19 protein-coding genes are annotated in these 22,779 nt (G+C 59.9%); 15 read left to right on the top strand and 4 right to left on the bottom strand.

Going from position 1 to position 22,779, the window contains the following annotated elements; all coding sequences use genetic code 11:
• Window positions 1-112 precede the first annotated feature (112 nt).
• From DOM27_RS04735 to DOM27_RS04770, 8 genes are all read left to right on the top strand, one after another.
• Window positions 113-1,675: an FGGY-family carbohydrate kinase gene (locus DOM27_RS04735; protein WP_110654861.1), complete on the top strand. Its 1,563-nt coding sequence runs from the start codon at window positions 113-115 to the stop codon at window positions 1,673-1,675.
• Window positions 1,672-3,429 carry a glycerol-3-phosphate dehydrogenase/oxidase gene (locus tag DOM27_RS04740; RefSeq protein WP_110654862.1) on the top strand — a complete coding sequence of 586 codons (1,758 nt, stop codon included), beginning with the start codon at window positions 1,672-1,674 and terminating at the stop codon, window positions 3,427-3,429. Before DOM27_RS04735 ends, DOM27_RS04740 begins: the two co-directional genes overlap by 4 nt.
• Window positions 3,426-4,229 carry a class I fructose-bisphosphate aldolase gene (locus DOM27_RS04745; RefSeq protein WP_157956716.1) on the top strand — a complete coding sequence of 268 codons (804 nt, stop codon included), beginning with the start codon at window positions 3,426-3,428 and terminating at the stop codon, window positions 4,227-4,229. Before DOM27_RS04740 ends, DOM27_RS04745 begins: the two co-directional genes overlap by 4 nt.
• Window positions 4,230-4,443: 214 nt before the next feature.
• Window positions 4,444-5,664: a methionine adenosyltransferase gene (gene metK / locus DOM27_RS04750; RefSeq protein WP_110654864.1), complete on the top strand. Its 1,221-nt coding sequence runs from the start codon at window positions 4,444-4,446 to the stop codon at window positions 5,662-5,664.
• Between the two features lie 196 nt (window positions 5,665-5,860).
• A complete protein-coding gene (locus DOM27_RS04755) occupies window positions 5,861-7,108 on the top strand; it encodes a cation:proton antiporter (RefSeq protein WP_110654865.1) in 1,248 nt (415 codons plus the stop codon).
• Between the two features lie 124 nt (window positions 7,109-7,232).
• Entirely contained in the window at window positions 7,233-8,576 is a 1,344-nt protein-coding gene (locus DOM27_RS04760) for a TAXI family TRAP transporter solute-binding subunit (protein WP_110654866.1), read from the top strand.
• 66 nt (window positions 8,577-8,642) lie between these two features.
• Window positions 8,643-9,140: a DUF1850 domain-containing protein gene (locus tag DOM27_RS04765; RefSeq protein ID WP_110654867.1), complete on the top strand. Its 498-nt coding sequence runs from the start codon at window positions 8,643-8,645 to the stop codon at window positions 9,138-9,140.
• Between the two features lie 24 nt (window positions 9,141-9,164).
• Window positions 9,165-11,354: a TRAP transporter permease gene (locus DOM27_RS04770; protein WP_110654868.1), complete on the top strand. Its 2,190-nt coding sequence runs from the start codon at window positions 9,165-9,167 to the stop codon at window positions 11,352-11,354.
• Between the two features lie 818 nt (window positions 11,355-12,172).
• Here DOM27_RS04770 and DOM27_RS04775 read toward each other — a convergent pair.
• Entirely contained in the window at window positions 12,173-12,718 is a 546-nt protein-coding gene (locus DOM27_RS04775; protein WP_110654869.1) for a ferritin-like domain-containing protein, read from the bottom strand.
• A gap of 212 nt (window positions 12,719-12,930) precedes the next feature.
• Here DOM27_RS04775 and DOM27_RS04780 point away from each other — a divergent pair, with 212 nt between their 5' ends.
• From DOM27_RS04780 to DOM27_RS04800, 5 genes are all read left to right on the top strand, one after another.
• Window positions 12,931-13,911, top strand: a complete 981-nt coding sequence (locus tag DOM27_RS04780; protein ID WP_110654870.1) for a cation diffusion facilitator family transporter — start codon at window positions 12,931-12,933, stop codon at window positions 13,909-13,911.
• Window positions 13,912-14,121: 210 nt separating this feature from the next.
• The gene (gene metF, locus DOM27_RS04785; protein ID WP_110654871.1) at window positions 14,122-14,958 is read left to right on the top strand and encodes a methylenetetrahydrofolate reductase [NAD(P)H]; all 837 of its coding nucleotides are present in this window, start codon (window positions 14,122-14,124) and stop codon (window positions 14,956-14,958) included.
• A 131-nt stretch (window positions 14,959-15,089) separates the two neighbouring features.
• Window positions 15,090-15,623, top strand: coding sequence for a superoxide dismutase family protein (gene sodC, locus DOM27_RS04790; RefSeq protein ID WP_110654872.1), 534 nt, complete (start codon window positions 15,090-15,092; stop codon window positions 15,621-15,623).
• A gap of 176 nt (window positions 15,624-15,799) precedes the next feature.
• Entirely contained in the window at window positions 15,800-16,471 is a 672-nt protein-coding gene (locus DOM27_RS04795; RefSeq protein WP_110654873.1) for a metal-dependent hydrolase, read from the top strand.
• Between the two features lie 147 nt (window positions 16,472-16,618).
• Window positions 16,619-17,281, top strand: coding sequence for a haloacid dehalogenase type II (locus tag DOM27_RS04800; RefSeq protein WP_157956717.1), 663 nt, complete (start codon window positions 16,619-16,621; stop codon window positions 17,279-17,281).
• An 18-nt stretch (window positions 17,282-17,299) separates the two neighbouring features.
• Here the strand turns inward: DOM27_RS04800 and DOM27_RS04805 are convergent, their stop codons facing one another.
• Together DOM27_RS04805 and prlC are read right to left on the bottom strand one after the other, a co-directional pair.
• Entirely contained in the window at window positions 17,300-17,557 is a 258-nt protein-coding gene (locus tag DOM27_RS04805; protein ID WP_110654875.1) for a YheV family putative zinc ribbon protein, read from the bottom strand.
• Window positions 17,558-17,616: 59 nt separating this feature from the next.
• On the bottom strand, window positions 17,617-19,668 hold the full coding sequence (gene prlC / locus DOM27_RS04810; RefSeq protein WP_110654949.1) for an oligopeptidase A: 2,052 nt from the start codon (window positions 19,666-19,668) through the stop codon (window positions 17,617-17,619).
• A gap of 224 nt (window positions 19,669-19,892) precedes the next feature.
• On the opposite strand from prlC, the gene DOM27_RS04815 reads away from it, so the two are divergent.
• On the top strand, window positions 19,893-21,233 hold the full coding sequence (locus DOM27_RS04815) for a sodium-dependent transporter (RefSeq protein WP_110654950.1): 1,341 nt from the start codon (window positions 19,893-19,895) through the stop codon (window positions 21,231-21,233).
• Between the two features lie 52 nt (window positions 21,234-21,285).
• A complete protein-coding gene (locus DOM27_RS04820) occupies window positions 21,286-21,819 on the top strand; it encodes a gamma carbonic anhydrase family protein (protein WP_110654876.1) in 534 nt (177 codons plus the stop codon).
• On the opposite strand, the gene DOM27_RS04825 is transcribed toward DOM27_RS04820, so the two are convergent.
• Window positions 21,820-22,608, bottom strand: a complete 789-nt coding sequence (locus tag DOM27_RS04825) for a GntR family transcriptional regulator (RefSeq protein WP_110654877.1) — start codon at window positions 22,606-22,608, stop codon at window positions 21,820-21,822.
• Window positions 22,609-22,779: the final 171 nt, after the last annotated feature.

The raw sequence follows: 22,779 nt of genomic DNA on the forward strand, positions 1-22,779 counted from the left end.
TTTCAAAAGTTTTAACACCAACGTCTAACGTCTTTTTATCTCAAAACAGTGTTAGAAATGGCTGTGCAAGGCGTTGGTCGTGTCATGTCAACGCCATCAGAAGGAGGCAGTCATGTCGCACGGTTATCTGCTGGGGCTCGATGGCGGTTCCAGCTCCACCAAGGCGGTGATCTTTGCTATCGACGGCGGCGTCGTCGGCATCGGGCGAGAAGATTCTCGGCTCGAGCACCCTCGAGCGCACTGGGTCGAACGCGACATGAATGCCGCCTGGTCCAGTGCCGCCCGGGCGATACGCTCTGCGCTGACCAACGCCGGTTTGAAGGGCGGTGACATTCTGGCAGTGGGCGTCACCGGCCACGGCGACGGGCTCTATCCGCTCGATAGAGAGGGCGAACCGCTCGGTCATGCCATCACTTCTCTGGATAGCCGCGCGGCCGGTGTCGTCGAAGGCTGGTGCCGAGAAGGTGTGCGCGACGAGGCGCTGACCCGTATCGGTCAGATGCCCTTTGCGTTCTCGCCGGTAAGCTTGCTGGCGTGGATGCAGCAACATCAACCCGAGCGCTATGCCGCATTGGGGTCAGTGCTGACGTGCAAGGACTGGCTGCGCTTCAAGTTGACCGGCGAGGTAGCCACCGACTTTACCGAAGCCAGCACCGGCTACACCGACGTCAATACCCAGCGCTATAGCCGTGAGGCATTAATGATGCTGGGTATCGGCAGCATCTTCGAGACACTGCCGGACGTTCGCATGTCCGACGAGATTGCCGGGCGCGTCTGCGAGGCGGCCGCCCGCGCTACCGGGTTGACGGCGGGCACACCGGTGGCGACGGGGCTTCACGATGTCACGGCCAGTGCGGTGGGGTTGGGCAACATCGAAACGAATACGCTGACCATCGCAGCTGGCACCTTCAGCATCAACGAGGTCTTCTCCGACGCGCCCCAGCCCGACCCGCGCTGGGCGACGCGCAACGGGTTGCGCGCCGGTCAATGGCTCAACATGGCGATTTCGCCGGCTTCGTCGAGCAATCTCGAATGGTTTCATCGCCAGTGGGGGCAGGCCGATGACGGTGGTACCGGTGCTTTTCTCGACGATATGGAAGCCGCGCTCGACGCCGCGTTCCGGAGTTCGTCACGACTGGTCTATCATCCGTTTCTCTATGGCTCGCCCTATGATGAACCCGCCAGTGCTTGCCTTTTCGGCCTGCAGGGCTGGCATGATCGAGGCCACGTACTGCGCGCGATTCTGGAAGGCGTGGTGTTCAATCATCGCGTTCACGTCGATGCGTTGGCGTCGACTTTCAACATCGAGCGCGTGCGCATCACCGGCGGCGGCAGCCACTCGCCGCGGCTGGCCCAGCTGTTCGCCGATTCGCTGGGTCGGTCGCTGGAGACGTCCCGGATTCACGAGGCCGCGGCCTGGGGCGCCGCAATCTGCGCGGGGGTGTCCGCCGAAGTGTTTCCCTCGATCGAGTCAGCGGCTCAGCTTTGCGAGATCGATCACCACTACGTCCCGAACGCTCAGCGCCAGGCCGAGTGTCAGCAGGGCTTCGAGCGCTATCAACGGCTCGTCGAAGGGATGCGATCGTTGTGGGCGATGCTCGACGCCGAGGCAACGTCTTCGAATTCGTCCACTACCTCTACCGAATCCATGCCGCTACCGGGGGCCGCCCGATGACGCAACCTTTGAACCCACCACCGCTGAGTCGTCGGCAGACGCTGGCACGCTTACGGGCCGATCCTTCGGTGTCGGTATTGATCATCGGCGCTGGAATCAACGGCGCCGGCCTGTTTCGAGATCTGGCTCTACAGGGTATCGATGTCCTGATTGTCGACAAGCAGGACTTCTGTGCCGGCGCCAGCGCCGCGCCGTCGCGGTTGATTCATGGCGGCCTCAAATATCTGGAAACGGGGGAGTTCCGGTTGGTGGCGCAGTCGACCCGCGAGCGCAATCTGCTGTTGCGCAATGCGCCGCACGTGGTGCATCCGTTGCGCACGGCGATGCCGACGCACAGCTGGTTTGGCGGTATCTGGCCGTCGATTCAGCGTTTCTTTCGGCGGCCTGCGAAGATCGATGATCGTGGCATCCTGATCAGTGAACTGGGGCTGACGCTATATGACTTCTTCGGGCGTCATTTTCGCAGCATGCCGCGCCATTCACTGACGCTGGGCCGCAGGGTGCATCAGTCGCTGCCGGATATTCGTCGCGATGTCCGCGCGCTGCACACTTATTACGACGCAGCGATCAGTCAGGCCGAGCGGCTGGGGTTCGAGTTGATCGACGATGGCTGCCGAACCCACCGCGGAGCGGTGGCCCTCAACCACGTCACCTTGACCAGCAGCGATGACGGGGCGGTGCATTTCGAGGATGAAGAGGGCAACGCGTTCATGGTGCGACCACAGATCATCGTCAACGCCGGCGGCGCCTGGATCGATGAGATCAACCGCGCGTTGGGGCGTGAAACACGGCATATCGGCGGCACCAAGGGCGGACATCTCATCGTCGATGTGCCGACCATTCGAAGCCAACTCGACGGTCGCATGATCTACTTCGGCACCCCGGACGGACGCATCTGTCTGATCTATCCATTCATGAACCACGTGCTGGTCGGTGCCACCGATATTCGCTGTATCGACCCTGATCAGGCCATCTGCGACGACGACGAGCGCGACTACATGCTCGAGGCGGTGCGCTATCTGTTCCCCGATGTGACGATCGACGCATCACAGGTGCGCTATCGCTATAGCGGGGTGCGCCCGCTGCCGCGCAGCGATGCCGCCGATCCGGGGCAGATCAGTCGTGATCATGCCATCGTCGAAGATCGCATCCAGGACTGGCCGGTGCTGTCGTTGATCGGCGGCAAATGGACCACCTTTCGGGGGTTCGCCGAGGAGGTCGCCGACGACGTCCTCGCGAGGCTCGGTCGACGACGCGAGATCGATACCCAGCAGCTGGCGATCGGCGGTGGACGTGATTATCCCCGTGATACGGCTGCGCGTGAGAGCTGGCTGGCTCGCGTCACCCCTCTTTGCGAGGGTGACCGCGGGCGCGCCATCACGTTACTGGCGCGTTATGGAACGCGCGGAGAAGCCGTGGCACGTCACTGCGAACGGATCGCCGTCGACGGCATTTCTCGCCAGCGCCCGCTCGATTCACTAGTCGGCTATCGTGAAGGGGAGATCGATTTCGTCTGCCGCTTCGAACGCGTGGAGCATCTGGCTGATGTACTGTTCCGGCGCTTGCCGATTGCACTTTCCGGCCAGCTCGACAGCGCGGTGATCGATGAGGTAGCCACGCTATGCGGTGCGGCCTTGGAGTGGTCGCTGGCGCGCCGCCGCACGGAGATCGAACAGGCTCGAGACATCGCCATGCGGGCGCATGGCGTGTCGCTGACACCGGCAGCGTCGTCTGCCCAGGAGACCTCGCCATGACGACCGTCTTTTCCTCCAGCGGGTTGCGCACCGGGCGTCTTTTTCGTCGCGAAACGCACTTGAGCTGCATGGTGGCTTTCGATCGGACGCTGCTGGCGGGCCCGGTCGCGCACGCGATCGACGCGCGCCGAACCTGTGAGTCCATCGTTGCGGCAAGACCGGAAGCGGTGCTGTTGTCGCCGGGCGTGCTCAAGTCCTGCGGGGATCTCTTCGCCGACAGTCAGGCGCCCAGAGTGGTGCTGAGAATCGATTACCCCATGGTGGGCGACTTTACCCTCGCCGGCGAGGAGTATCATCGCATGATCGCGACGCCGGCCCAGGCCCAGGCGATGGGGGCGGATGCGGTCGTGATGTGTCTGATCTCCGGTTACGACGACCCCAAGCGGGAGGCTGACAATCTCGAAGCCGTGGCGGAAACCGCACGTCAGTGTGAGGCGATCGGATTGCCGTTGATCGTCGAAGCCGTGGTGTGGGGGAGCCGAGAGGGCGGTCGCCTCGATGCCGAGCGGATCGCGCGAGTCGCGAGGATCGCCGCCGAGCTGGGCGCCGATCTGATCAAGGCGCAATACACCGATGATCCCAAGGACATGCTGGCGCTCGTGCAGAGCTGTCCGGTCCCTGTGCTCGTGCTGGGTGGCGCCGCGATGAACGATGACGAGGCGTTGGCGCGTTTTACCCGGGATGCACTGGATCATGGGGCTCGAGGCGTGATCTTCGGGCGCAATGCCTGGCAGCGGGAAAGCGCGACCGAAGGCATCGAACGACTGACGCGTATCGTGCACGGCGGATCTCCCAAGTGATGCTACGATCGCCTCCCGAAAGGCAATGTCGCAGTGTTAAAGGATAGGCAGCTAGCTTCTCTGTGTGTAAACTTTTGACCCCCTGTACCGGCGCGTTCGGAACAGCGATGTCGTGCGTCGTTTCACCCGTCCTTCCGACCGACGGCGCTGCGTTTTTGTCTGACGGGCCGTACTTGCGGACCGCAACCAGTGAACGAAGGGATCTCCGTACGCCATGAGCGAATACTCTCTGTTTACCTCCGAATCCGTGTCTGAAGGCCACCCGGACAAGATCGCCGACCAGATCTCCGATGCCGTTCTGGACGCCATTATCGCGCGCGACAAGCAGGCTCGCGTGGCCTGCGAAACGTTGGTCAAGACCGGCGTGGCCATCGTTGCCGGTGAAATATCCACCACCGCCTGGGTCGATCTGGAAGAGCTGGTGCGCAAGGTGATCATGGATATCGGCTATACCTCGTCGGAAGTCGGCTTCGACGGTGAAACCTGTGGCGTGATCAACCTGATCGGCAAGCAGAGTGTCGATATCGCCCAGGGCGTCGATCGCAGCAAGCCCGAAGACCAGGGCGCGGGCGATCAGGGCCTGATGTTCGGCTATGCCACCAACGAGACCGAATCGTTGATGCCGGCACCGATCCACTATTCGCATCGTCTGGTCGAGCGTCAGGCGGAACTGCGCAAGAACGGCACGCTCTCCTGGCTGCGTCCGGACGCCAAGAGCCAGATCACCTTCAGCTATGACGACGACGGCAAGCCCAATGGCGTCGACGCCGTGGTGCTGTCGACCCAGCACGATCCCGACATCTCCCAGGAGGATCTGCGCAAGGCGGTCGAGGATCTGATCATTCGCGACGTTTTGCCAGCGAAGTGGATTCACGACAACACCCGCTTCCACATCAATCCCACCGGCAAGTTCGTGATCGGCGGCCCGGTGGGCGATTGCGGTCTGACCGGGCGCAAGATCATCGTCGATACCTACGGCGGCATGGCGCGCCACGGCGGTGGGGCGTTTTCGGGCAAGGATCCGTCCAAGGTCGATCGCAGCGCCGCCTATGCCGGGCGCTACGTGGCCAAAAACATCGTCGCCTCGGGGCTCGCAGACAAGTGCGAGATTCAGGTTTCCTATGCCATCGGTGTCGCCGAGCCGACCTCGGTCTCGATCAATACCTTCGGCACCGCCAAGATCAGTGAGGCGAAGATCATCGAGCTGGTGCGCGAGCATTTCGACCTGCGCCCTCATGCGATCACGCGCATGCTCGATCTGCTCCACCCGATGTATCAGCTCACCGCGTCCTATGGCCACTTCGGGCGCGATCCGTTCGAGTCCAGTTACACCTGGACCGACGTCAACGGCGAAACCCAGACCGAGACCTTCACTGCGTTTCCCTGGGAGAAGACGGACAGAGCCGAGACTCTGAAGGCCGCTGGCGGGCTTTGAGATCCAATTTGGCAGCTGGACGATAGCGGACCCGAAATCGGGTCCGTTTTTTTTGGCATGTCCTCAGCAGGATCAACCCGCATCATGGTGATCGTCGCTCCAAGCCTCTATCGTTAAATGATGAAACAGCCGTTCCATGACGGCGCAACAGGTACACCGACCATTGCCACGACTGGCAACGACAGGAACGGAACCCATGCTGGACATCGCAGCAGTCTTCATCACGATCACCGCGCTGTTCGCGTGGTTCAACTATCGGTTCATCAAGCTGCCGGCGACGATCGGCGTGATGTTCATCTCGCTGTTGGCGTCCGTGTTATTGATCGTCCTGAGCCATGCCGGTTTCGATGCGATAACCGATTGGGCCGAAACTTGGCTGGGGCAGATAAACTTCAACGCCTTGTTGATGGACGGAATGCTGTCGTTTTTGCTGTTCGCGGGCGCTTTGCACGTCGATATCACCCAACTGAAACGCTACCGCTATTCGATCGGTTTTCTCGCCACCATCGGTGTGGTGATCTCGACGGTGGCGGTCGGCAGCGCCGCCTGGTGGCTCTTTCGGACTTTCCATATCGATGTCCCCTATCTCTATTGCCTGGTTTTCGGCGCATTGATCGCGCCGACCGATCCCATTGCAGTACTCGGCATCATGCGCAGTGCGGGGGCGCCCGAAGACATGGAGATCAAGATCGTTGGCGAGTCGCTGTTCAATGACGGTGTGGCAGTGGTGGTGTTCACCATGTTGCTGGGAGCCGCGACCGCCACCGAAGCTTTGACGGTCGCGCATTCCGCGACGCTGTTCGTGGAAGAGGCCGGAGGCGGCATTCTGCTGGGTCTGGTCATGGGATATATAGCCTACTGGTTGATGAAAAGCATCGACCAGTATCAGATCGAGGTGCTGGTAAGTCTCGCCCTGGTGCTCGGTGGTTATACGCTGGCGACGCATCTGCATGTCTCGGGACCCATCGCGATGGTCATTGCCGGATTGTTCATCGGCAACCGCGGTCGCGAGCATGCCATGTCGGATACGACGCGCCGCTATGTTGACGGCTTCTGGGAGCTCATCGACGAAATTCTCAACGCGGTGCTGTTCGTGCTGATCGGTCTCGAGCTGCTGGTGATTCCTTTCGAATGGTCGTATTTGATCGTGGCGGGGCCGGTGATCGTGGTAATCCTGGCGACGCGCTTGATCACCATCGGCGTACCATTGATGACACTGAAGCGTTGGACTCACTATCGCCCCGGTACTACGCAAGTCCTCACCTGGGGTGGATTGCGTGGTGGCATCTCGGTGGCGCTGGCGTTGGGCCTGCCCGAAAGCGACTATCGCAATACCATCGTGATGGTGACTTATATCATCGTGCTGTTTTCGATTCTGGTGCAGGGTCTGACCGTGGGTCGAGTGGTCCAGCGCGTGCTTTCTCGCAGCAATAACCGAGATTAGACTTTAGTGGCAGTTGGCGGCTCGGGCATGGTATCGCCGCCGGGCGTTCCTTACTCTTGTGCCATGATGCTGTGTATTTTCTTCGGCCAGATGGGTCGATGACGTTCAAACGACGGGGTGAACCATGATGTTACGCACAGGGATGCTGGTCGCAGCGCTGGGCCTTTCCGGCGCATTGCTGGCAGGTTGCGGTGATGACGGTGACGACCAGGCGAAAGAGGAAACGTCGCAGTCGTCGTCCCAGCAGGAGGCCCAGTCCGCCAGCTCTGGTTCCGATTCACAGGACATGGCGTCTTCCGAAACTGCAGACAGTCAGGGTAGTGAAAAGAATGCCAGCGAAGGCGGCGGTGATCCGGTCAACCTGATCTTCGGTACCGGTGGCACCGGTGGCAGCTACTATCCGATCGGCGGCGCGCTGAAGGGCGTGTTCGAGAAGAGCGATCTGGTCGACGGGGTGCAGGTCGTTTCCACCGGCGCTTCCGTGCAGAACATCAACAATATCAAAGATGGTTTGAATCAGGTCGCTATCGTGATGAGCGACGTTGCCTATGACGCCGTCAAAGGCCAGAACCAGTTCGAGGGTCAGCCTGCCGACATCGAGACCATCGCCGGCATGTACCCCAATGTGGTGCAGGTCGTCGCCACTGCCGACAGCGATATCCACAGCATTGCCGATCTGAAAGGCAAGCGCGTTGGTGTCGGCAAGGTGGGCTCCGGGGTCGAGCAGAGCGCCGCCAAGGTGCTGGAATCCGCCAATCTGAGCTATGACGATCTCGCCCAGGTCAGCCATACCGGCTACGCCGACAGCGTGACCGAGATGAGCAATGGCAACCTCGATGCCGCTTTCTTCACCTCGGGTGTGCCCAACTCCAGCATTACCGGGCTGATGCAGAGCACTGACGTGACTTTCGTGCCGGTTGAGGGTGATGTCGCTTCCACGCTGCTGGAAAAATACCCCTACTACGAGAATTACGAGATTCCGGCCGGTGCCCCGGAGCGTTACAACCTGGGTGACGCGGTGGATACGGTGGCAATCCGCAACATCATGATCGTGCCGTCCTCCATGCGTGACGATGTGGCTGAGGATCTGGCCAAGCGTTTCCACGACTATCTGGAATCCGACAACGTCTCTGTCGGCGCGCTCAAGCAATTCGACCCCGCCACCATGGACAAGAACCTGGTCGTGCCGGTCCATCCGGGCGCCGAAGCCTTTTACGAGACGCTTTCCTCTTCCGACGATGCAGCGACTGATGGTGATGCCGCGAATGCCGGAGATGACAGCGATCTGTCGGAAGACACGGCTTCCATGCCGGCCAATGAGCAGGCGGCTACGACCGAAGCGGATGGCGCAGAGGCCAAACCGGCCAAGCAGACCAGTGCCGAGACGCCGAAGGACAACGCCGAGCCTACCCAGAACAGCGACACCAGCGGCGGCGAAAATGCTCAGGACAAGGAACCCCAGTCCTGAATGAGGGGTGGTCGTGGCTAGTCGGTCATGACGCAACGTCATGATGAGCGACCGTGATCAGCAGCCATGACACGTAAAATCTGGGTGAGTCTTGTTGCGGTGGTGATCCTTGTGATCGCCACCGCTGCGTATCCGCTACCGTGGCTGGTCATTCGTGACGGGCCGCAGTGGCGGTTCGCCTTTCCGGGGTGGCAAGGGACAACCTTCACGCTGCGCTGGATGCACTCGGTCGAGAAAGAAGATTGGGAGGAGTGGTTCGCGGTAACTGCGGATGATGCCATCGAGATCACCGGAACACGCTTCAAGACCTTCGGCGCCGGCGCCCCATCGCACGCGGGCACCGAAACGCATCTCGAGGACGGCTGGGTGGTGATGACCGGAATCGATCGCGTGGTCGATCCGTTGGCGGTTCAGGCGGCGGTGGAGGAACACTACCGCTTGATCTTCGCGGGTCATACCGTGCCCCTGGCGCGTGGCGATCCTCCCAGAATACTGACCTTTTCCATACTCAGGGTGCCGCTGTGGCAAGTCTTGCCGGCACTGGTGCGACCCTGGTTGTCATAGATCCCCGCCTGGCGAGGAAGCCATATGTCAGAACAGAAGAACACGATCTCCGCCGATGGTTCAGAAGATCCGTCGGTCAAGGAGGCGCTGGAAAAATTCGATCGCGAAAGCCTGGTAAGAGACAGGCTGCCCCGCTCGGTGATCCAGTTCGTCACGGCAGTATCGGTACTGTTGGCACTGTTTCACCTCTACACCTCGTTTTCGGGCCCGCTGGTAGACGTCGCTCAACGCAGCATTCACCTCTATACCCTGCTGGGGTTGGCGTTCATTCTCTATCCGCTGACCCGCAAGGGGGCTCGGGATCGTGTGCCGTGGGGCGACGCGCTGATTGCCCTGATTGCGTTCGGTATCGGCGTCTACATGCTGGTGGTGTCGGATCGGGTCATCGCCTCGGCAGGGCGTATCAACAATGTCGATATGGTGGTCGGCTTTGCCGCGATTCTGCTGGTGCTGGATGCCACTCGGCGCGTCACCGGCTGGGGTCTGACGATCCTGGCTTCACTGTTTCTGGTCTACGGTTTCTACGCCAAGCTCTCGTTCTACCCGCAAGTGAACGAGGCGATCCTGCTGGCGACCTGCAAGCAGATCGTCTCGCACCTGGTATTCATTACCGAAGGGCTGCTCGGTACGGCGATCGGTGTCTCGGCGAGCTATATCGTCCTGTTCATCCTGTTCGGTGCCTTCCTCGGTAAATCAGGGCTGGGTCAGCTGTTCAACGATCTGGCACTGGCCATCGCCGGGCATACCCGTGGTGGGCCGGCCAAGGTGGCGGTGATCGCCAGTGGGTTTCTGGGGTCGATCAACGGTTCGGCCATCGCCAACGTGGTGACCACGGGCGCATTCACCATTCCCTTGATGAAGAGGACGGGCTACAAGGCCAACTTCGCGGGGGCGGTGGAGGCAGCGGCCAGTGTCGGTGGGCAAATTCTGCCGCCGATCATGGGCGCGGCGGCGTTCATCATGGCCGAGGTTCTAGCGGTACCTTACACCCAGGTGATTCTAGCCGGGATCATTCCGGCACTGCTCTATTATCTCGGTGTGCTGTTCCAGGTACATTTGCGCGCCATGCGCAACGGCCTCGAGGGCATTCCCCGCTCGCAGTTGACGCCACTCAAGGAAGTCATGCTCAAGCGGGGCCATCTGCTGATACCCATGGCGGTGCTGCTGTGGCTATTGTTCGAAGGGCGAGCGCCGTTTTTCGCGGCGTTCTGGTCGATTGCCGCGACCGTTCTGATCTGTGGCACGCGTCGTGTCGCGATCGGGCTAAGCCTGATTCTGGCGCTGCTGATCTTCGAGCCTCAATTGCGAGCGTTGATCGGTGGCCATGCGCTGCCGAACTTCCCGGCCAGCCGCTGGATGCTGTTCGTGATCATCGTGATTCCGGTCGCGATCAACGCGTTGCGTGCGAGGCTCGGCATGGTGGCCGAGAAGATGGATGTGGCCGATTGCCGCGATGCCATGCACGACGGGATACGTAATGCGATCCCGGTGGCCGTGGCCTGTGGCGCGGTGGGGATCATCGTCGGGATCGCCACGCTGACCGGCGTGGCACTGGAGGCGGCCGATGCGGTGGTGACCCTGGGCCAGCAGATCCCGATTCCGATGATTCAGCTGCTGGTCACGCTGGTATTGACCATGATTGCATCGATCGTGCTCGGCATGGGATTGCCCAGTATTCCGACCTACATCATCACCAGTACCATGGCCGCGCCGATTCTGCTGAATCTCCCGATGTTCCGTGAATTGGCTGGCAGTAACGAGACCGCGATCTTCGTTGCGCACATGTTCGTGTTCTACTTCGGACTGTTCGCCAACCTGACGCCGCCGGTGGCATTGGCTGCCTATGCAGGCGCCGGTATCAGCGGCGGATCGCCCAATGCCACCGGTTTCCAGGCGATGAAACTGGCCATCGCGGGCTTCGTGGTGCCGTACATGTTCGTGTTCGCGCACAGCATGCTGATGATCGATGCGACGCTGTGGAATACGCTATGGGTGATCGTGACCGGGGTAGTCGGCGTGTTGCTGCTGGCGGTGGCGGTCGAAGGTTATCTACGGCGCCCGCTCAATGTCTTCTGGCGCATCCTGGCGGCCGTCGGTGCCCTGGCGTTGATCTTTCCCGGGCTCACCAGCGATATTGCCGGTGCGGTGATTACCGTGGTGTTGTTTCTGCTGGCCAAAGCAAAACCGGAGATCAAATCCGCTCAGACGACATAGTCCCGCTGACGGGCGCTGCGATAACGCCCGTTCTCCCACACCGGAGAGCGGGCGTTTTTGCAGGCGCGATTTCAACGATCTGACGATTTTTCGCTCATTGCAAAAAATTACATCTTTTGTTGAAGCACCAGTCACTTATAAGCTCATGATTAAGAACACTTAAGTTTTGCCATTAGCAAAATTGATAAGGCGAGTACGAAAATTACCTTGGTTATCACTTGTTTGCAGTCCATCCTGCATTTGCCCACTTAGCCAAGTGGCTCTCATCGCGAAGGAATGCGGGAGTGGGCTTCAAGATTCTTCCCGGCTCGTCCTCGTGGTAACCCATATTTGATTCTGACCGTACCTCCCGTCGAATGCGCTCGACCCGATAGCCCCCACGACATTCCCAGTGACCTGCTATAACTCTCCAGCCTCTGGCCTTTAATAACGCTGCTGCTTGCCTTTAGTCAGTCTCGCTGATCGCCACGTGTCGTCATCGTCAATCGCCGCCCGTTCCGCCGCATATCGAGATAGTCTCGTCGACGCCCTGTCTATACTAGTATGTAGATCATCACCGACATTAATGAGGAAGCGATGCAGGGTTCGCTGATAGGGATCGTGGTAGGTGCCATCATATGGGTAGCTACATCCGAATGGGGCTGGAGTGTCGGTGCCGGGATCGCGTCCGGAGTCGCATGGGATCTTTGGCGCCAGCGCCCAAGGGGTGAGTGATGACATCGAACGTACGAGATCATCCGGCGCTCTTCACCGACAAACCCCTCGGCTGCGAGGTATGAATCGCGAGTTCGGGGGGCTGGTCCGGGGCGAATCGTGGCTCAGGTTTTCGTTCTGACCCCTTCGAGCAGCGACGCCATATCATCCGCGTGCTCCTCTTCCTGGGCCAGGATATCTTCCATCACGCGACGTGATGTGGGGTCCTTGTCGCCAAGATAATTGATGATCTCGCGATAACTGTCGATGGCGATACGCTCGGCAATCAAGTCCTCCTTGATCATCTCTTCGAGCGTTTCTCCCTCTGCATATTCGGAGTGTGAACGGCTCAACAGGCCTTCCGGGGAAAAGTTGGGGGCGCCACCTAGCTGGGTGATACGTTCGGCAAGCTGGTCGGCATGCTGTTGCTCTTCCTGGGCATGCTCGAGGAATTCGTCCTTGGCGATGCTCGAGCTGAGTCCGTCGGCCATGTAATAGTGGCGCTTGTAGCGCAGCACACAGACGATTTCGGTGGCCAGAGCTTCGTTGAGAATCTGGATGACCGTTTCACGATCGGCGGTATAGCCTTCGGTGACCGCGCCATTTTCGATGTGCTGACGCGCACGCTCGCGGATCGTCTGAATATCGGTCAAGAATGTCTGTTTGCTCATGCTTTCCTCCTGAACAAGAATAAAAATGCAGCGCCAAGGGTGACCAAGCAACGTGAGATATGATGTTGCAGCGCTTCACTGTCGTGATTTCAACGTAGTCGATGGCCGCGGGTTGGCCCAGCGATATCGACGTGGCGGAGCCAGGACGTGTAATACAATAGCGTCGGGTTCTTGGGCTAAGATTCGGGCACATTCCAGGCAGGACAGGTCCCATGACCGCTCACGATCATTCTCGGCATCACGATCACTCGCAGGGTCACGACCACTCGCATGATCACGATCACTCGCATGACCACGCGCCCACCGTGACTGCCGACAGCGCCAAGCGGGTCAAGATGGCGATGATCCTGACCGCCGGGTTCATGCTCGCCGAAGTGATCGGTGGCTGGATATCCGGCTCTTTAGCACTACTGGCCGACGCCGGGCACATGTTCAGCGACAGCTTCTCTCTGGGTCTGGCGCTGTTCGCTTTCTATATGGGCGACAAGGCACCGGATAAGTTGCGTACCTTCGGCTATCAGCGCTTTCAAGTGCTGGCCGCTTTCGTCAACGGCCTGACGCTGCTGGCGATCTCAGCATGGATCCTGGTCGCTGCGATTCAGCGCTTCACGCAACCCTCGGAAGTACTGGCCGGGCCGATGCTGGTCATTGCAGTGCTCGGCTTTCTGGTCAATATCGTGGTCTTCAAGATTCTTCACGGTGGTGATCAGGAAAATCTCAACCTGCGCGGCGCCGTTCTGCATGTCATCGGTGACCTGCTGGGTTCCGTGGCGGCGATCGTCGCCTCTATCGTCATCATGCTCACCGGCTGGATGCCGATCGATCCTCTTCTGTCCATGCTCGCTGCTGCGCTGATTCTGCGTGCGGCCTGGAAGATCCTGCGGCGCTCGTCGCATACGCTGTTGGAAGGAACGCCGGAGGGGGTCGATATTGCGCAGATCCGTGATGCGTTGCTGGGCGTCGAAGGCGTCAAGAGCTTGCACGATATTCACGTCTGGGGGCTGACCCCACAGGATCCTCTGCTCAGCGTTCACCTGGTCATCGAGGCACCGGAACTGCACGATGGCGTGATCGAGCGCGCCTACGAGGTGCTGCAGGCGCGCTTCGGCATTCAACACGCGACGCTACAAGTCGAAACGCGCGACTGCCTGACCGGCGGGGAGTGTAATCACGGTATGGTCGTGCATCCCTGACGGTAGAGTGGCATGAAGGCTGAACGATGACCGTGGCTCATGATGATGGCGGAAAAGTTTCATTGGCCGTCGTCGACCGTGGCAGGCAGAATCGCTGATATCCAGTAGTCAACTCATCATTGGTGGTCGTTTCCGGAATGATTCGAATCGGTAGCGGCGCACTCGGCCGGCGTGATATCGCGCTGGCTGGTATCGACAAGAGTATCTCTCATGAGCACGCAGTCTTCGCTGGGCATCAGTTTCGAATTCTTCCCTCCCAATACCGATGTGGGGCGAGAGAAGCTCGGCGGCGTGCGTGACGCGTTGGCCGCCCGTAAGCCTCGTTTTTTTTCCGTCACCTACGGCGCCGGTGGTTCCACTCAGGCGCGCACTTTCGATACCGTCAAGAAGGTTCGGCGTAGCGGGGTGAATACGGCGCCGCATCTTTCCTGCATCGGCAGTGAAAAGAGTGCGCTGCGAGAGTTGCTGCAAACTTATCGTGAGGATGGCGTCGATAGTCTGGTCGCGCTGCGCGGTGATCTGCCCTCGGGTATGGGCGGTGCCGGCGAGCTGCGTTATGCCAACGAGCTCGTCGAATTCATTCGGGCGGAAACCGGTGATCATTTCGAGATTGCCGTGGCGGCCTATCCGGAAGCGCATCCCCAGGCATCGAGTTTCGAGCGGGATCTGGAAAATTTCGCGCGCAAGGCGAAAGCGGGAGCCGATCTGGCGATCACGCAGTACTTCTTTACCGCCGATGCCTACTTCCATTTCGTGAATCGCGTACGTGCGATGGGTATCGACACGCCGATCGTGCCAGGCATCATGCCAATCACCAACTACACCAAGCTGGCCCGGTTCTCCGACGCTTGCGGCGCTGATATCCCGCGCTGGATCCGCAAGCAACTCGAGGCCTACGGTGACGATAGCGAGAGTATCCAGGCATTCGGCACCGAGGTGGTCTCGAATCTCTGCCAGCGGCTGCTGGATGGCGGCGCGCCGGGTCTACATTTCTATACGCTGAATCAATCGGCCCCTACGCTTCGCGTGCTCGACAATCTGGGCTGAAATCGGCCCATTGGACGGAAGCACCGAGGTCCGGGGAGTTCGCGCTGATGGCAAGCGTTGTCTACGTTGAGAGAAGTCTTTGCCAAGCAGCGACTTGGCCGGAAAGATTCACTCACGGAGAGGAGAACGCCATGCAACGCAATGGATTGATAGGCCTTGGTGCGGGACTGGCGCTAGCCATGACGGGGTTGGCGCAGGCGGACACGACGGTAGAAATGAATACCGTCTCGGCTGACGGCGTTGGGTCGAGCATCGGCACGGTGACTGCCAAGGACTCCGACTATGGCCTGTTGCTGACGCCGGATCTTTCAGGTCTGAAGGCCGGGCTCCACGGCTTCCATCTGCATACCAACCCCAGTTGTGACACCAGCGAGAGCGACGGTAAGGTCACTCCCGGCGGTGCCGCCGGTGGTCACTTCGACCCTGACGAGAGCGGGACGCACCAAGGGCCCTACAGCGATGAGGGACATCTTGGCGATCTGCCGGCGTTGACCGTCAATGAGGATGGCAATGCTAACACTCCGGTTCTGGCGCCCCGCCTGTCCGAGTCCGATCTCACCGGCCACGCGTTGATGATTCATGAGGGTGGTGACAACTATGCAGACGAGCCCAAATTGGGTGGCGGCGGCAGTCGTGTCGCCTGTGGGGTTATCAAGGGTAGCTGACGCCTCAACTCGCGATATATCTTTCCCTAAACGGCTCTGCCATCGGCAGGGCCGTTTTTCGTAGGGAGGCCGACTCGCACTGAAGAAACGCTTTACCGTCTTCGTAAGCTATTGTTTTTTATTCTCCATACGCGCCATAATCTGTTCATTTATCCAGTTATGGGACGCCCGTATCGATGGCCAATTTTCGAACACACTTCGGCGTGGCGAGCGTCGGTGGTGCCGTGGTCGCTCAGGCAGGATGGCAGGCGTCGCAATGGAGTGGCTGGCAGGCGATTACGATCGCCATGCTGGTGGCTCTCGGGGGGATCCTGCCGGATATCGATGCCGATCAGTCCCAGGCCATTCGCCTCATTTTCAACATTCTGGCCGTGATCGCGGTGGTGCTGGCGGTTCTGGTTCTACAGCAGCGCGTCACACCGGCTTATCTATTCGCCGTCTGCGGAGGCGTCTATCTGGGCATGCGCTACCTCGCTGGCGCCATATTTGCGCGTTTTACCGTCCATCGAGGGCTCTGGCACTCGCTGTTGGCAGCCATCGTGACGGGGCTCTCGACGGCGGCGATCAGCTTTTCGCTACTGGGGCAGACGGAGAGGCAGGCGTGGATACATGGCCTGGCGCTGACACTTGGCTTCCTGATTCATCTGACGCTGGACGAGCTGTACAGCGTCGACCTCACCGGGGCGCGGCTCAAGCGCTCCTTCGGCACCGCACTCAAGCTCTTCAGCTGGCAGGCGCCGGGTAGCGCCTTGATGTTGGTGCTGGTCTCGGCACATCTGCTGAGTTGGCTGCCCTCGCTGGCAGCGTTGCGTCAGCTGGTTACCCAGAGTCTGGCACTGTGGCATTGATCGGCGGTGCGTGACACGGTGATCGATGATGCCGAATCCGGAATCCCGCGGGCATTCGATGTCACCACCCGCTAGGCTATCCCAACCCGCTAAGCTATCCCAACCTGTTCAATCACCACCAGCCTCGATGACGGCATGGAGTTCAAGATGCACCTGGTATTTGATGTCAATGAAACGCTACTCGATACGCATGCACTCGATCCCCTGTTTCAGCGTTGGTTCGGTAGCGACGCCGTCCGGTCTGAGTGGTTCCTGACTCTCCAGGAGACCTGGATGACGGCCAATCTGGTGGGAAGATTCAAACCCTTTGCGGATCTTGCCAAGAGCGCGCTGCGTCAGCTGGGTGCCAAGCATGGTGTGGCGATTTCGGCGGACGACGAGCAGACATTGATCGACGGCATCCTCTCGATGCCGGCGCATGGCGATGTCTCGGCGGCGTTGGGGACATTACGAGATCAAGGACATACGCTGACGGCGCTGACCAATAGTGCACTGAACGCGGCTCACCAGCAGTTGGAGCATGCCGGACTGAGCGACTATTTCGATGCCATTCTCAGTGTGGAGAGTGTCGAATGCTACAAGCCGTCGCCAGCGCCTTATCGACATGCAGCGGCCCACTGGGGCGTAGCCACTGGGGACCTGATCATGATCGCCGCACATGGGTGGGATTTGATCGGCGCCAACGCCACCGGCATGCAAACCGGCTTCATTGCGCGACCGGGCAAGGGCATGGACCCTCGGATCGAAGGAGTGCCGAATTGGCAGTATGACGATCTGGCACGTCTGATCGAGCGGATCACTGCTGCCTGATCGTGCCGACCGTCAACATCAACGCGGTTTTTTGGGATCGAGGATGCGTACCGGGGTGATCTCTTCGCTGGCTGGGCGCTGACGCTCTCGTGGCTGATTGACCCGGGTCGCGACTTCCTGGATCGCTTCATCCTCGATCGGCAGTTGTTCGAAGAATTCGCAGTTCACGCAATCGCGATAGCGGATGCCGTTCTGCTCCCACGACCGAATGCGGTCCATGGCCGAACAGCGGGGGCAGATCGCACCGGCGATAAAGCGCTTTGGTGTCTGGGGCATGATTTACCTCTAAATCGAGGAGCGGACGCCAGAGGGCGTCCGCTCGAAGTGCCGGGCGTCTAGGCTGCGCTACGTGGTTCGATGCCACAGTGGCGCAATAGTGGATCGATGCTCGGCTCGCGACCGCGGAAGGCTTCGAACATTTTTGCTGCCTCCTGCGAGCCACCCTGCTCGAGAATCGTCTCTCGAAAACGACGGCCGGTTTCGGGATCGAATATGCCGGCTTCCTCGAACGCGCTGTAGGCATCGGCGGAGAGGACTTCAGCCCACTTGTAGCTGTAGTAACCGGCCGCATAGCCACCGGCGAAGATGTGGGCGAACCCGTTCTGGAAGCGATTGAAATCAACCGCAGGGACGACCGAAACCTTGTCACGTACGTCGTCGAGCAGCGCCTGAACGTCAGCGGAGCTCGGTTTGCGGTATTCGTGATGCAGGCGGAAATCGAACAGCGAGAACTCCAGCTGACGCATCATCTGCATAGCCGACTGGAAGTTGCGCGCGGCCTGCAGCTTTTCAAGCAATTCGTCGGGCAATTTCTCGCCCGTGTCGACATGGCCGGCGATCAGGTCGAGGCCTTCGCGTTCCCAACAGAAGTTCTCCATGAACTGACTTGGCAGTTCGACGGCGTCCCAGGCGACACCACTGATTCCGGAAACGTCGGCAACCGTCTGCTGGGTCAGCATGTGGTGCAGGCCGTGGCCGAACTCATGAAACAGCGTCAGCACTTCGTCGTGGGTCAGCAAGGCCGATTTGCCAGAAACCGGCGGCGTGAAATTACACGTCAGATAAGCGACCGGCAGCTGCAGATCGCCATTTTCGCGCTGAAGGCGTGTCCGACAGACATCCATCCAGGCCCCCCCTCGCTTGCCTTCCCGGGCATAAAGATCGAGGTAGAACCCGGCAATCGGGCGATCGCCATCGAGGATGTCGAAGTACTGCACGTCCGGGTGATAGCGCGGCGCTTCCGGATTTTCGGCCATGCGAATGCCATAGAGCTTGCCGGTGACCTTGAACAGGCCTTCGATGGCTCGCGGCGCCGGAAAGTAAGGCCGCAGCTGCTCTTGCGAGATATCGTAGCGGGCCTGACGGAGCTTCTCACTGGCAAAGCCCGTGTCCCACGGCTTCAAGGCCTCGAGGCCGAGGGTCTCCTTGGCGTAGGCCTCGAGCTCGTTGAACTCTCGCTGTGCTTGTGGATGGGCGCGCTCGGCGAGATCGTCGAGAAAGCCCAGCACTTGTTCGGGGCTTTCGGCCATCTTGGTGGCCAGCGAATAGTCGGCATAGGTGTCGAAACCCAGCAATTGGGCCAGTTCCTGGCGCAGTGCCAGTGTCTCCTCGATCACTGGCGCGTTGTCGTTCTCGCCCGCTTTGGGGCCTTGGTTGGAAGCGCGAGTCACATAGGCGGTGTAGACCTCGCGTCTTAGCTCGCGATCCTCGGCGAAGGTCATGATCGGCAGGAAGCTGGGAACGTCAAGCGTGATGCGGTAACCGGAAATGCCCTTGGCTTCGGCGTTGGCCTTCAACGTTTCCAACGCGCTTTCCGGCAGACCGCCGAGGCGCACGGTATCGTCTAGATCGTGGTGCCAGGACTGCGTTGCGTCGAGCAGCTGATTGGAGAAGGTGTTGCCCAGTTCCGATAGGCGTGCCTGAATCTGGCCATAACGTTTCTTTTCGGCAGCCGGCAAGTCGACGCCCGCCAGACGGAAATTACGCAGAGTGTTGTCGATCGCCTTGCGTTGCGAGGTATCGAGAGTATCGAAGCCATCGCTCTGATGAAGTCTCTCGAAAGCCTCGAAAAGGGCGGTGTTCTGGCCGACCCAGGTGCTGTATTCGGAGAGCATGGCGAGACACTGCTGATACGCGTCGCGCAGCGCATCGCTGTTCATCGTCGAATTGAGGTGGGAGACCGGCGACCACGCTTGGGAAAGACGGTCGTCAAGTGCTTCCAGCGGCGCGGCGAGCGTCTGCCAGTTCACCTCTTGTTGCTGGGCTAGGGCTTCGATGGCCTGCCGGTTGTCGGCAATGATCTTTTCGATGGCCGGAACGACATGTTCGGCGCGAATGGCTTCGAACGGTGGCAGGATATGATGCTCGAGCAACGGGTTATTCGACATGGTCACCTCGGACGATGGAATCAGTGCCATCTTATATGGGGGGAGCCGAAGCTGCTTTCAATCCAGGTCGCTCTCCCTGTTGCACAGAAGCGGTTGGAGGTGGCCTTCATCCGATTGGCGCCTCGCCAGGAGCCTGATAGGCTCTTGGCGCTCTCGTGCCAGCCGCGCATGTGACAAGTCGCGTGTCGCATGCGGCCGCAATCCGTTCGATAAAGGTCCGAATGATGAGTGAAACAATGGAGCGCTGGCAGTCTCGACGTGCCTTTATTCTGGCGGTCACCGGCGCTGCTGTCGGGCTGGGCAATATCTGGCGCTTCCCGTACATGACCGGGGAGAACGGAGGGTCGGCGTTTCTGCTTCTCTATATCGTCTTCGTGCTGTTATTGGGGCTGCCGATGATGATGGCGGAGATCATGATCGGGCGCGCCGGTCGCCGTAGTCCTATGCAGGCGCTGGCGTTCCTGGCGGAAGAAGCCGATATCAGTCGTCACTGGAGATGGTTGGGACTCTTCGGTGCAATCACGGTCTTTTTCATTCTGTCGTTCTACTCGGTCGTCTCCGGCTGGTCGATCGAATATCTGGTGAGTGCCGTGAACGGTAGCTTCGTGGGCCGCTCTCCACAGGAGATCGGTGCAAGCTTCGACGCTTTTCTGGCCGACCCGTTACGCATGACCTTCAATCACACACTTTTCATGCTGCTGACGATGTCGGTGGTCGCAGCGGGTGTCGCCAACGGGATCGAGAAACTCAATAACGTGATGATGCCGCTGCTGTATGTCGTCTTGATCGTTCTGGGCGGTTACGCCATCACCACGCCCGGCTTCGGCCCTGCGTTGCACTGGCTGTTCACGCCCAATGTTGCCGCGATTACCTGGAGTGTCGTGCTCAATGCTATGGGGCATGCCTTTTTCACGTTGGCCGTCGGCGCTTGCGCGTTGATGGCGTACGGCGCTTATATGCCGGAAGAGCAGAGTCTGCCAAAGGCCGTATTTGCGGTGGCGCTGCTCGATATTGCCGTGGCGCTGCTCTCCGGTATCGCCATCTTTTCGGTCGTGTTCACCCATGGCCTCGATCCCAGCGAGGGGCCGGGACTGATGTTCGTCACCCTGCCGATCGCTTTCAGCGAGCTGCCGGGAGGCGAGATATGGCTGGGTGCGTTCTTTCTGCTGCTGCTCGTCGCTACATGGACGTCATCGATCAACCTGGCCGAGCCGATGGTGTCGATGCTGGTCGGAGCCGGGTGGCGGCGCAGCCGAGCTGCTATTCTGATCGGGTCACTGGTGTGGCTGGTAGGGCTGCTGTCGGTATTGTCGTTCTCGACCCTGTCGAATGTGCATTGGGTCGGGGAGATGAACTTCTTTACGCTGGTGTCGACCATTCCGCCGGACATCTTTCTTCCGGTCGGCGGTTTGTTGATCGCCATTTTCGCGGCATGGCGGATGTCGCGGGAGGCCGCCGTAGCGGCAATGGGCATGAGCCCCGGTGGCTTCCGTCTCTGGCTGGGGCTGGTGCGTTACGTCTCGATTCCGCTGACGGTGGTCGTGCTGGTGACGAGTCTGATGTAGACGATGTGTTGGATAGCCAACGGATTCTGGGTAGCGACAGGAGGTTGAGATCATGGCAGTTCGAACGTTTCAGGGCGTCACCCCCCGCCTCGGTGATCGAGTTTTCATCGACGACACCAGCGTGGTGCTGGGAGATGTCGCGCTGGGCGATGACTGCTCGGTATGGCCGATGGCGGTGATCCGCGGCGACGTCCATCGCATTCGTATCGGGTCACGTACCAGCGTGCAGGATGGCTGCGTGCTGCACTGCACCCATGCCAGCGACTACAACCCCGGCGGTCATCCTCTGGTCATCGGCGATGAAGTCACGATCGGCCATCAGGCTACGCTGCATGGCTGCAGAATAGGCGACCGAGTGCTGGTCGGAATGGGTGCCGTGGTGCTGGACGGCGTCGTGGTCGAGGACGAAGTGATCATTGCCGCTGGTGCCATGGTGCCGCCCGGCAAAGTGCTGGAGAGCGGCTATGTCTATGCAGGCACCCCGGCCAAGCCGTTGCGTGAACTCAAGGCCGCCGAGCGGGAATTTTTCAGCTATTCCGCGGGTAACTACGTCAAGTTGAAGGATCAACATCTGGCCGGAGAATGATCAACGGCCGTGGCGATCGTTCAGCAATTGCGAACGTCGCTCGGCGCGCTGAGCTCGGGACTCGGCGCGCTGCATGTCCATCAGGCCCGTCTTGACGTATTCGAGATGCTCATGCGCCAGGGCGCGAGCGTTTTCGGCTCTTCCCTCGAGAATCGCTTCCAGTAGTGCACGATGCTGCGTCATCAAAAGTTGGCGGGCATTGGGGCGCTCGAACAGGCGCGCCAGATTGCCCACGATGCTCTTTTCCAGCAGATGAAAGAGGCCGCGAATTGTGTGCAGCATCAGGACGTTGTGCGCTGCCTCGGCGATAGCCAGATGAAAGGCGGCGTCGGCTTTGGCCTCGCGTAGCGGGTCGCACTGCAGATCCGGATCCCTGTAGCTTTCGTCCAGCGCTTCGAATCGTTTTTGCAACATCTCCTTGTCAGCCGGTGTCGCCCGCATGGCCGCATGATAGGCAGTGATGCCTTCCATGGCGTCGCGGAATTCCAGGACGTCCAGATGGAACTCATCGTGGCGCGACAGCATTTCCAGCATGGGATCGCCATAGTTGTCGTTGAGGCGCTCGCTGACGTAGGTACCCCCGCCCTGACGACTGGTCAGCAGCCCGCGGGCAGCCAGTTTCTGAATGGCTTCGCGTAGTGATGGTCGTGAAACACCGAAGCGTTCGGCCAGCTCCCGTTCGGCGGGTAAGCGATGGCCAGGCTGGAGACTGCCTTCGAGAATCATGGTCTCGAGGCGTTCGGTGATGACATCGGCTAGCCTGGGCTGCCTGACGGAGGGGTAGACCACGGTGCAAGGCTCCTGGTGAGGATTTCTAAAATTGGTTTTACCAATGTCGCTGTGTTTTTCAACGCTGCTTTGGTGGGGCTTCAAGCTCACGGCCCGACGTTGGCCGAAGTGAGTCGTGACAGAAGTTTGTCATCGATTTCACTTTTTTATAGTCAGGGGGTTGCCAAGTCG

The organism is Salinicola halimionae (assembly GCF_003206065.1).
Classification (GTDB): domain Bacteria; phylum Pseudomonadota; class Gammaproteobacteria; order Pseudomonadales; family Halomonadaceae; genus Salinicola; species Salinicola halimionae.

Coding starts and splice junctions, on each gene's coding strand:
- DOM27_RS04735 (WP_110654861.1), top strand. CDS start 113: ATGTCGCACGGTTATCTGCTGGGGCTCGATGGCGGTTCCAGCTCCACC.
- DOM27_RS04740 (WP_110654862.1), top strand. CDS start 1,672: ATGACGCAACCTTTGAACCCACCACCGCTGAGTCGTCGGCAGACGCTG.
- DOM27_RS04745 (WP_157956716.1), top strand. CDS start 3,426: ATGACGACCGTCTTTTCCTCCAGCGGGTTGCGCACCGGGCGTCTTTTT.
- metK (WP_110654864.1), top strand. CDS start 4,444: ATGAGCGAATACTCTCTGTTTACCTCCGAATCCGTGTCTGAAGGCCAC.
- DOM27_RS04755 (WP_110654865.1), top strand. CDS start 5,861: ATGCTGGACATCGCAGCAGTCTTCATCACGATCACCGCGCTGTTCGCG.
- DOM27_RS04760 (WP_110654866.1), top strand. CDS start 7,233: ATGATGTTACGCACAGGGATGCTGGTCGCAGCGCTGGGCCTTTCCGGC.
- DOM27_RS04765 (WP_110654867.1), top strand. CDS start 8,643: ATGACACGTAAAATCTGGGTGAGTCTTGTTGCGGTGGTGATCCTTGTG.
- DOM27_RS04770 (WP_110654868.1), top strand. CDS start 9,165: ATGTCAGAACAGAAGAACACGATCTCCGCCGATGGTTCAGAAGATCCG.
- DOM27_RS04775 (WP_110654869.1), bottom strand. CDS start 12,718: ATGAGCAAACAGACATTCTTGACCGATATTCAGACGATCCGCGAGCGT.
- DOM27_RS04780 (WP_110654870.1), top strand. CDS start 12,931: ATGACCGCTCACGATCATTCTCGGCATCACGATCACTCGCAGGGTCAC.
- metF (WP_110654871.1), top strand. CDS start 14,122: ATGAGCACGCAGTCTTCGCTGGGCATCAGTTTCGAATTCTTCCCTCCC.
- sodC (WP_110654872.1), top strand. CDS start 15,090: ATGCAACGCAATGGATTGATAGGCCTTGGTGCGGGACTGGCGCTAGCC.
- DOM27_RS04795 (WP_110654873.1), top strand. CDS start 15,800: ATGGCCAATTTTCGAACACACTTCGGCGTGGCGAGCGTCGGTGGTGCC.
- DOM27_RS04800 (WP_157956717.1), top strand. CDS start 16,619: ATGCACCTGGTATTTGATGTCAATGAAACGCTACTCGATACGCATGCA.
- DOM27_RS04805 (WP_110654875.1), bottom strand. CDS start 17,557: ATGCCCCAGACACCAAAGCGCTTTATCGCCGGTGCGATCTGCCCCCGC.
- prlC (WP_110654949.1), bottom strand. CDS start 19,668: ATGTCGAATAACCCGTTGCTCGAGCATCATATCCTGCCACCGTTCGAA.
- DOM27_RS04815 (WP_110654950.1), top strand. CDS start 19,893: ATGAGTGAAACAATGGAGCGCTGGCAGTCTCGACGTGCCTTTATTCTG.
- DOM27_RS04820 (WP_110654876.1), top strand. CDS start 21,286: ATGGCAGTTCGAACGTTTCAGGGCGTCACCCCCCGCCTCGGTGATCGA.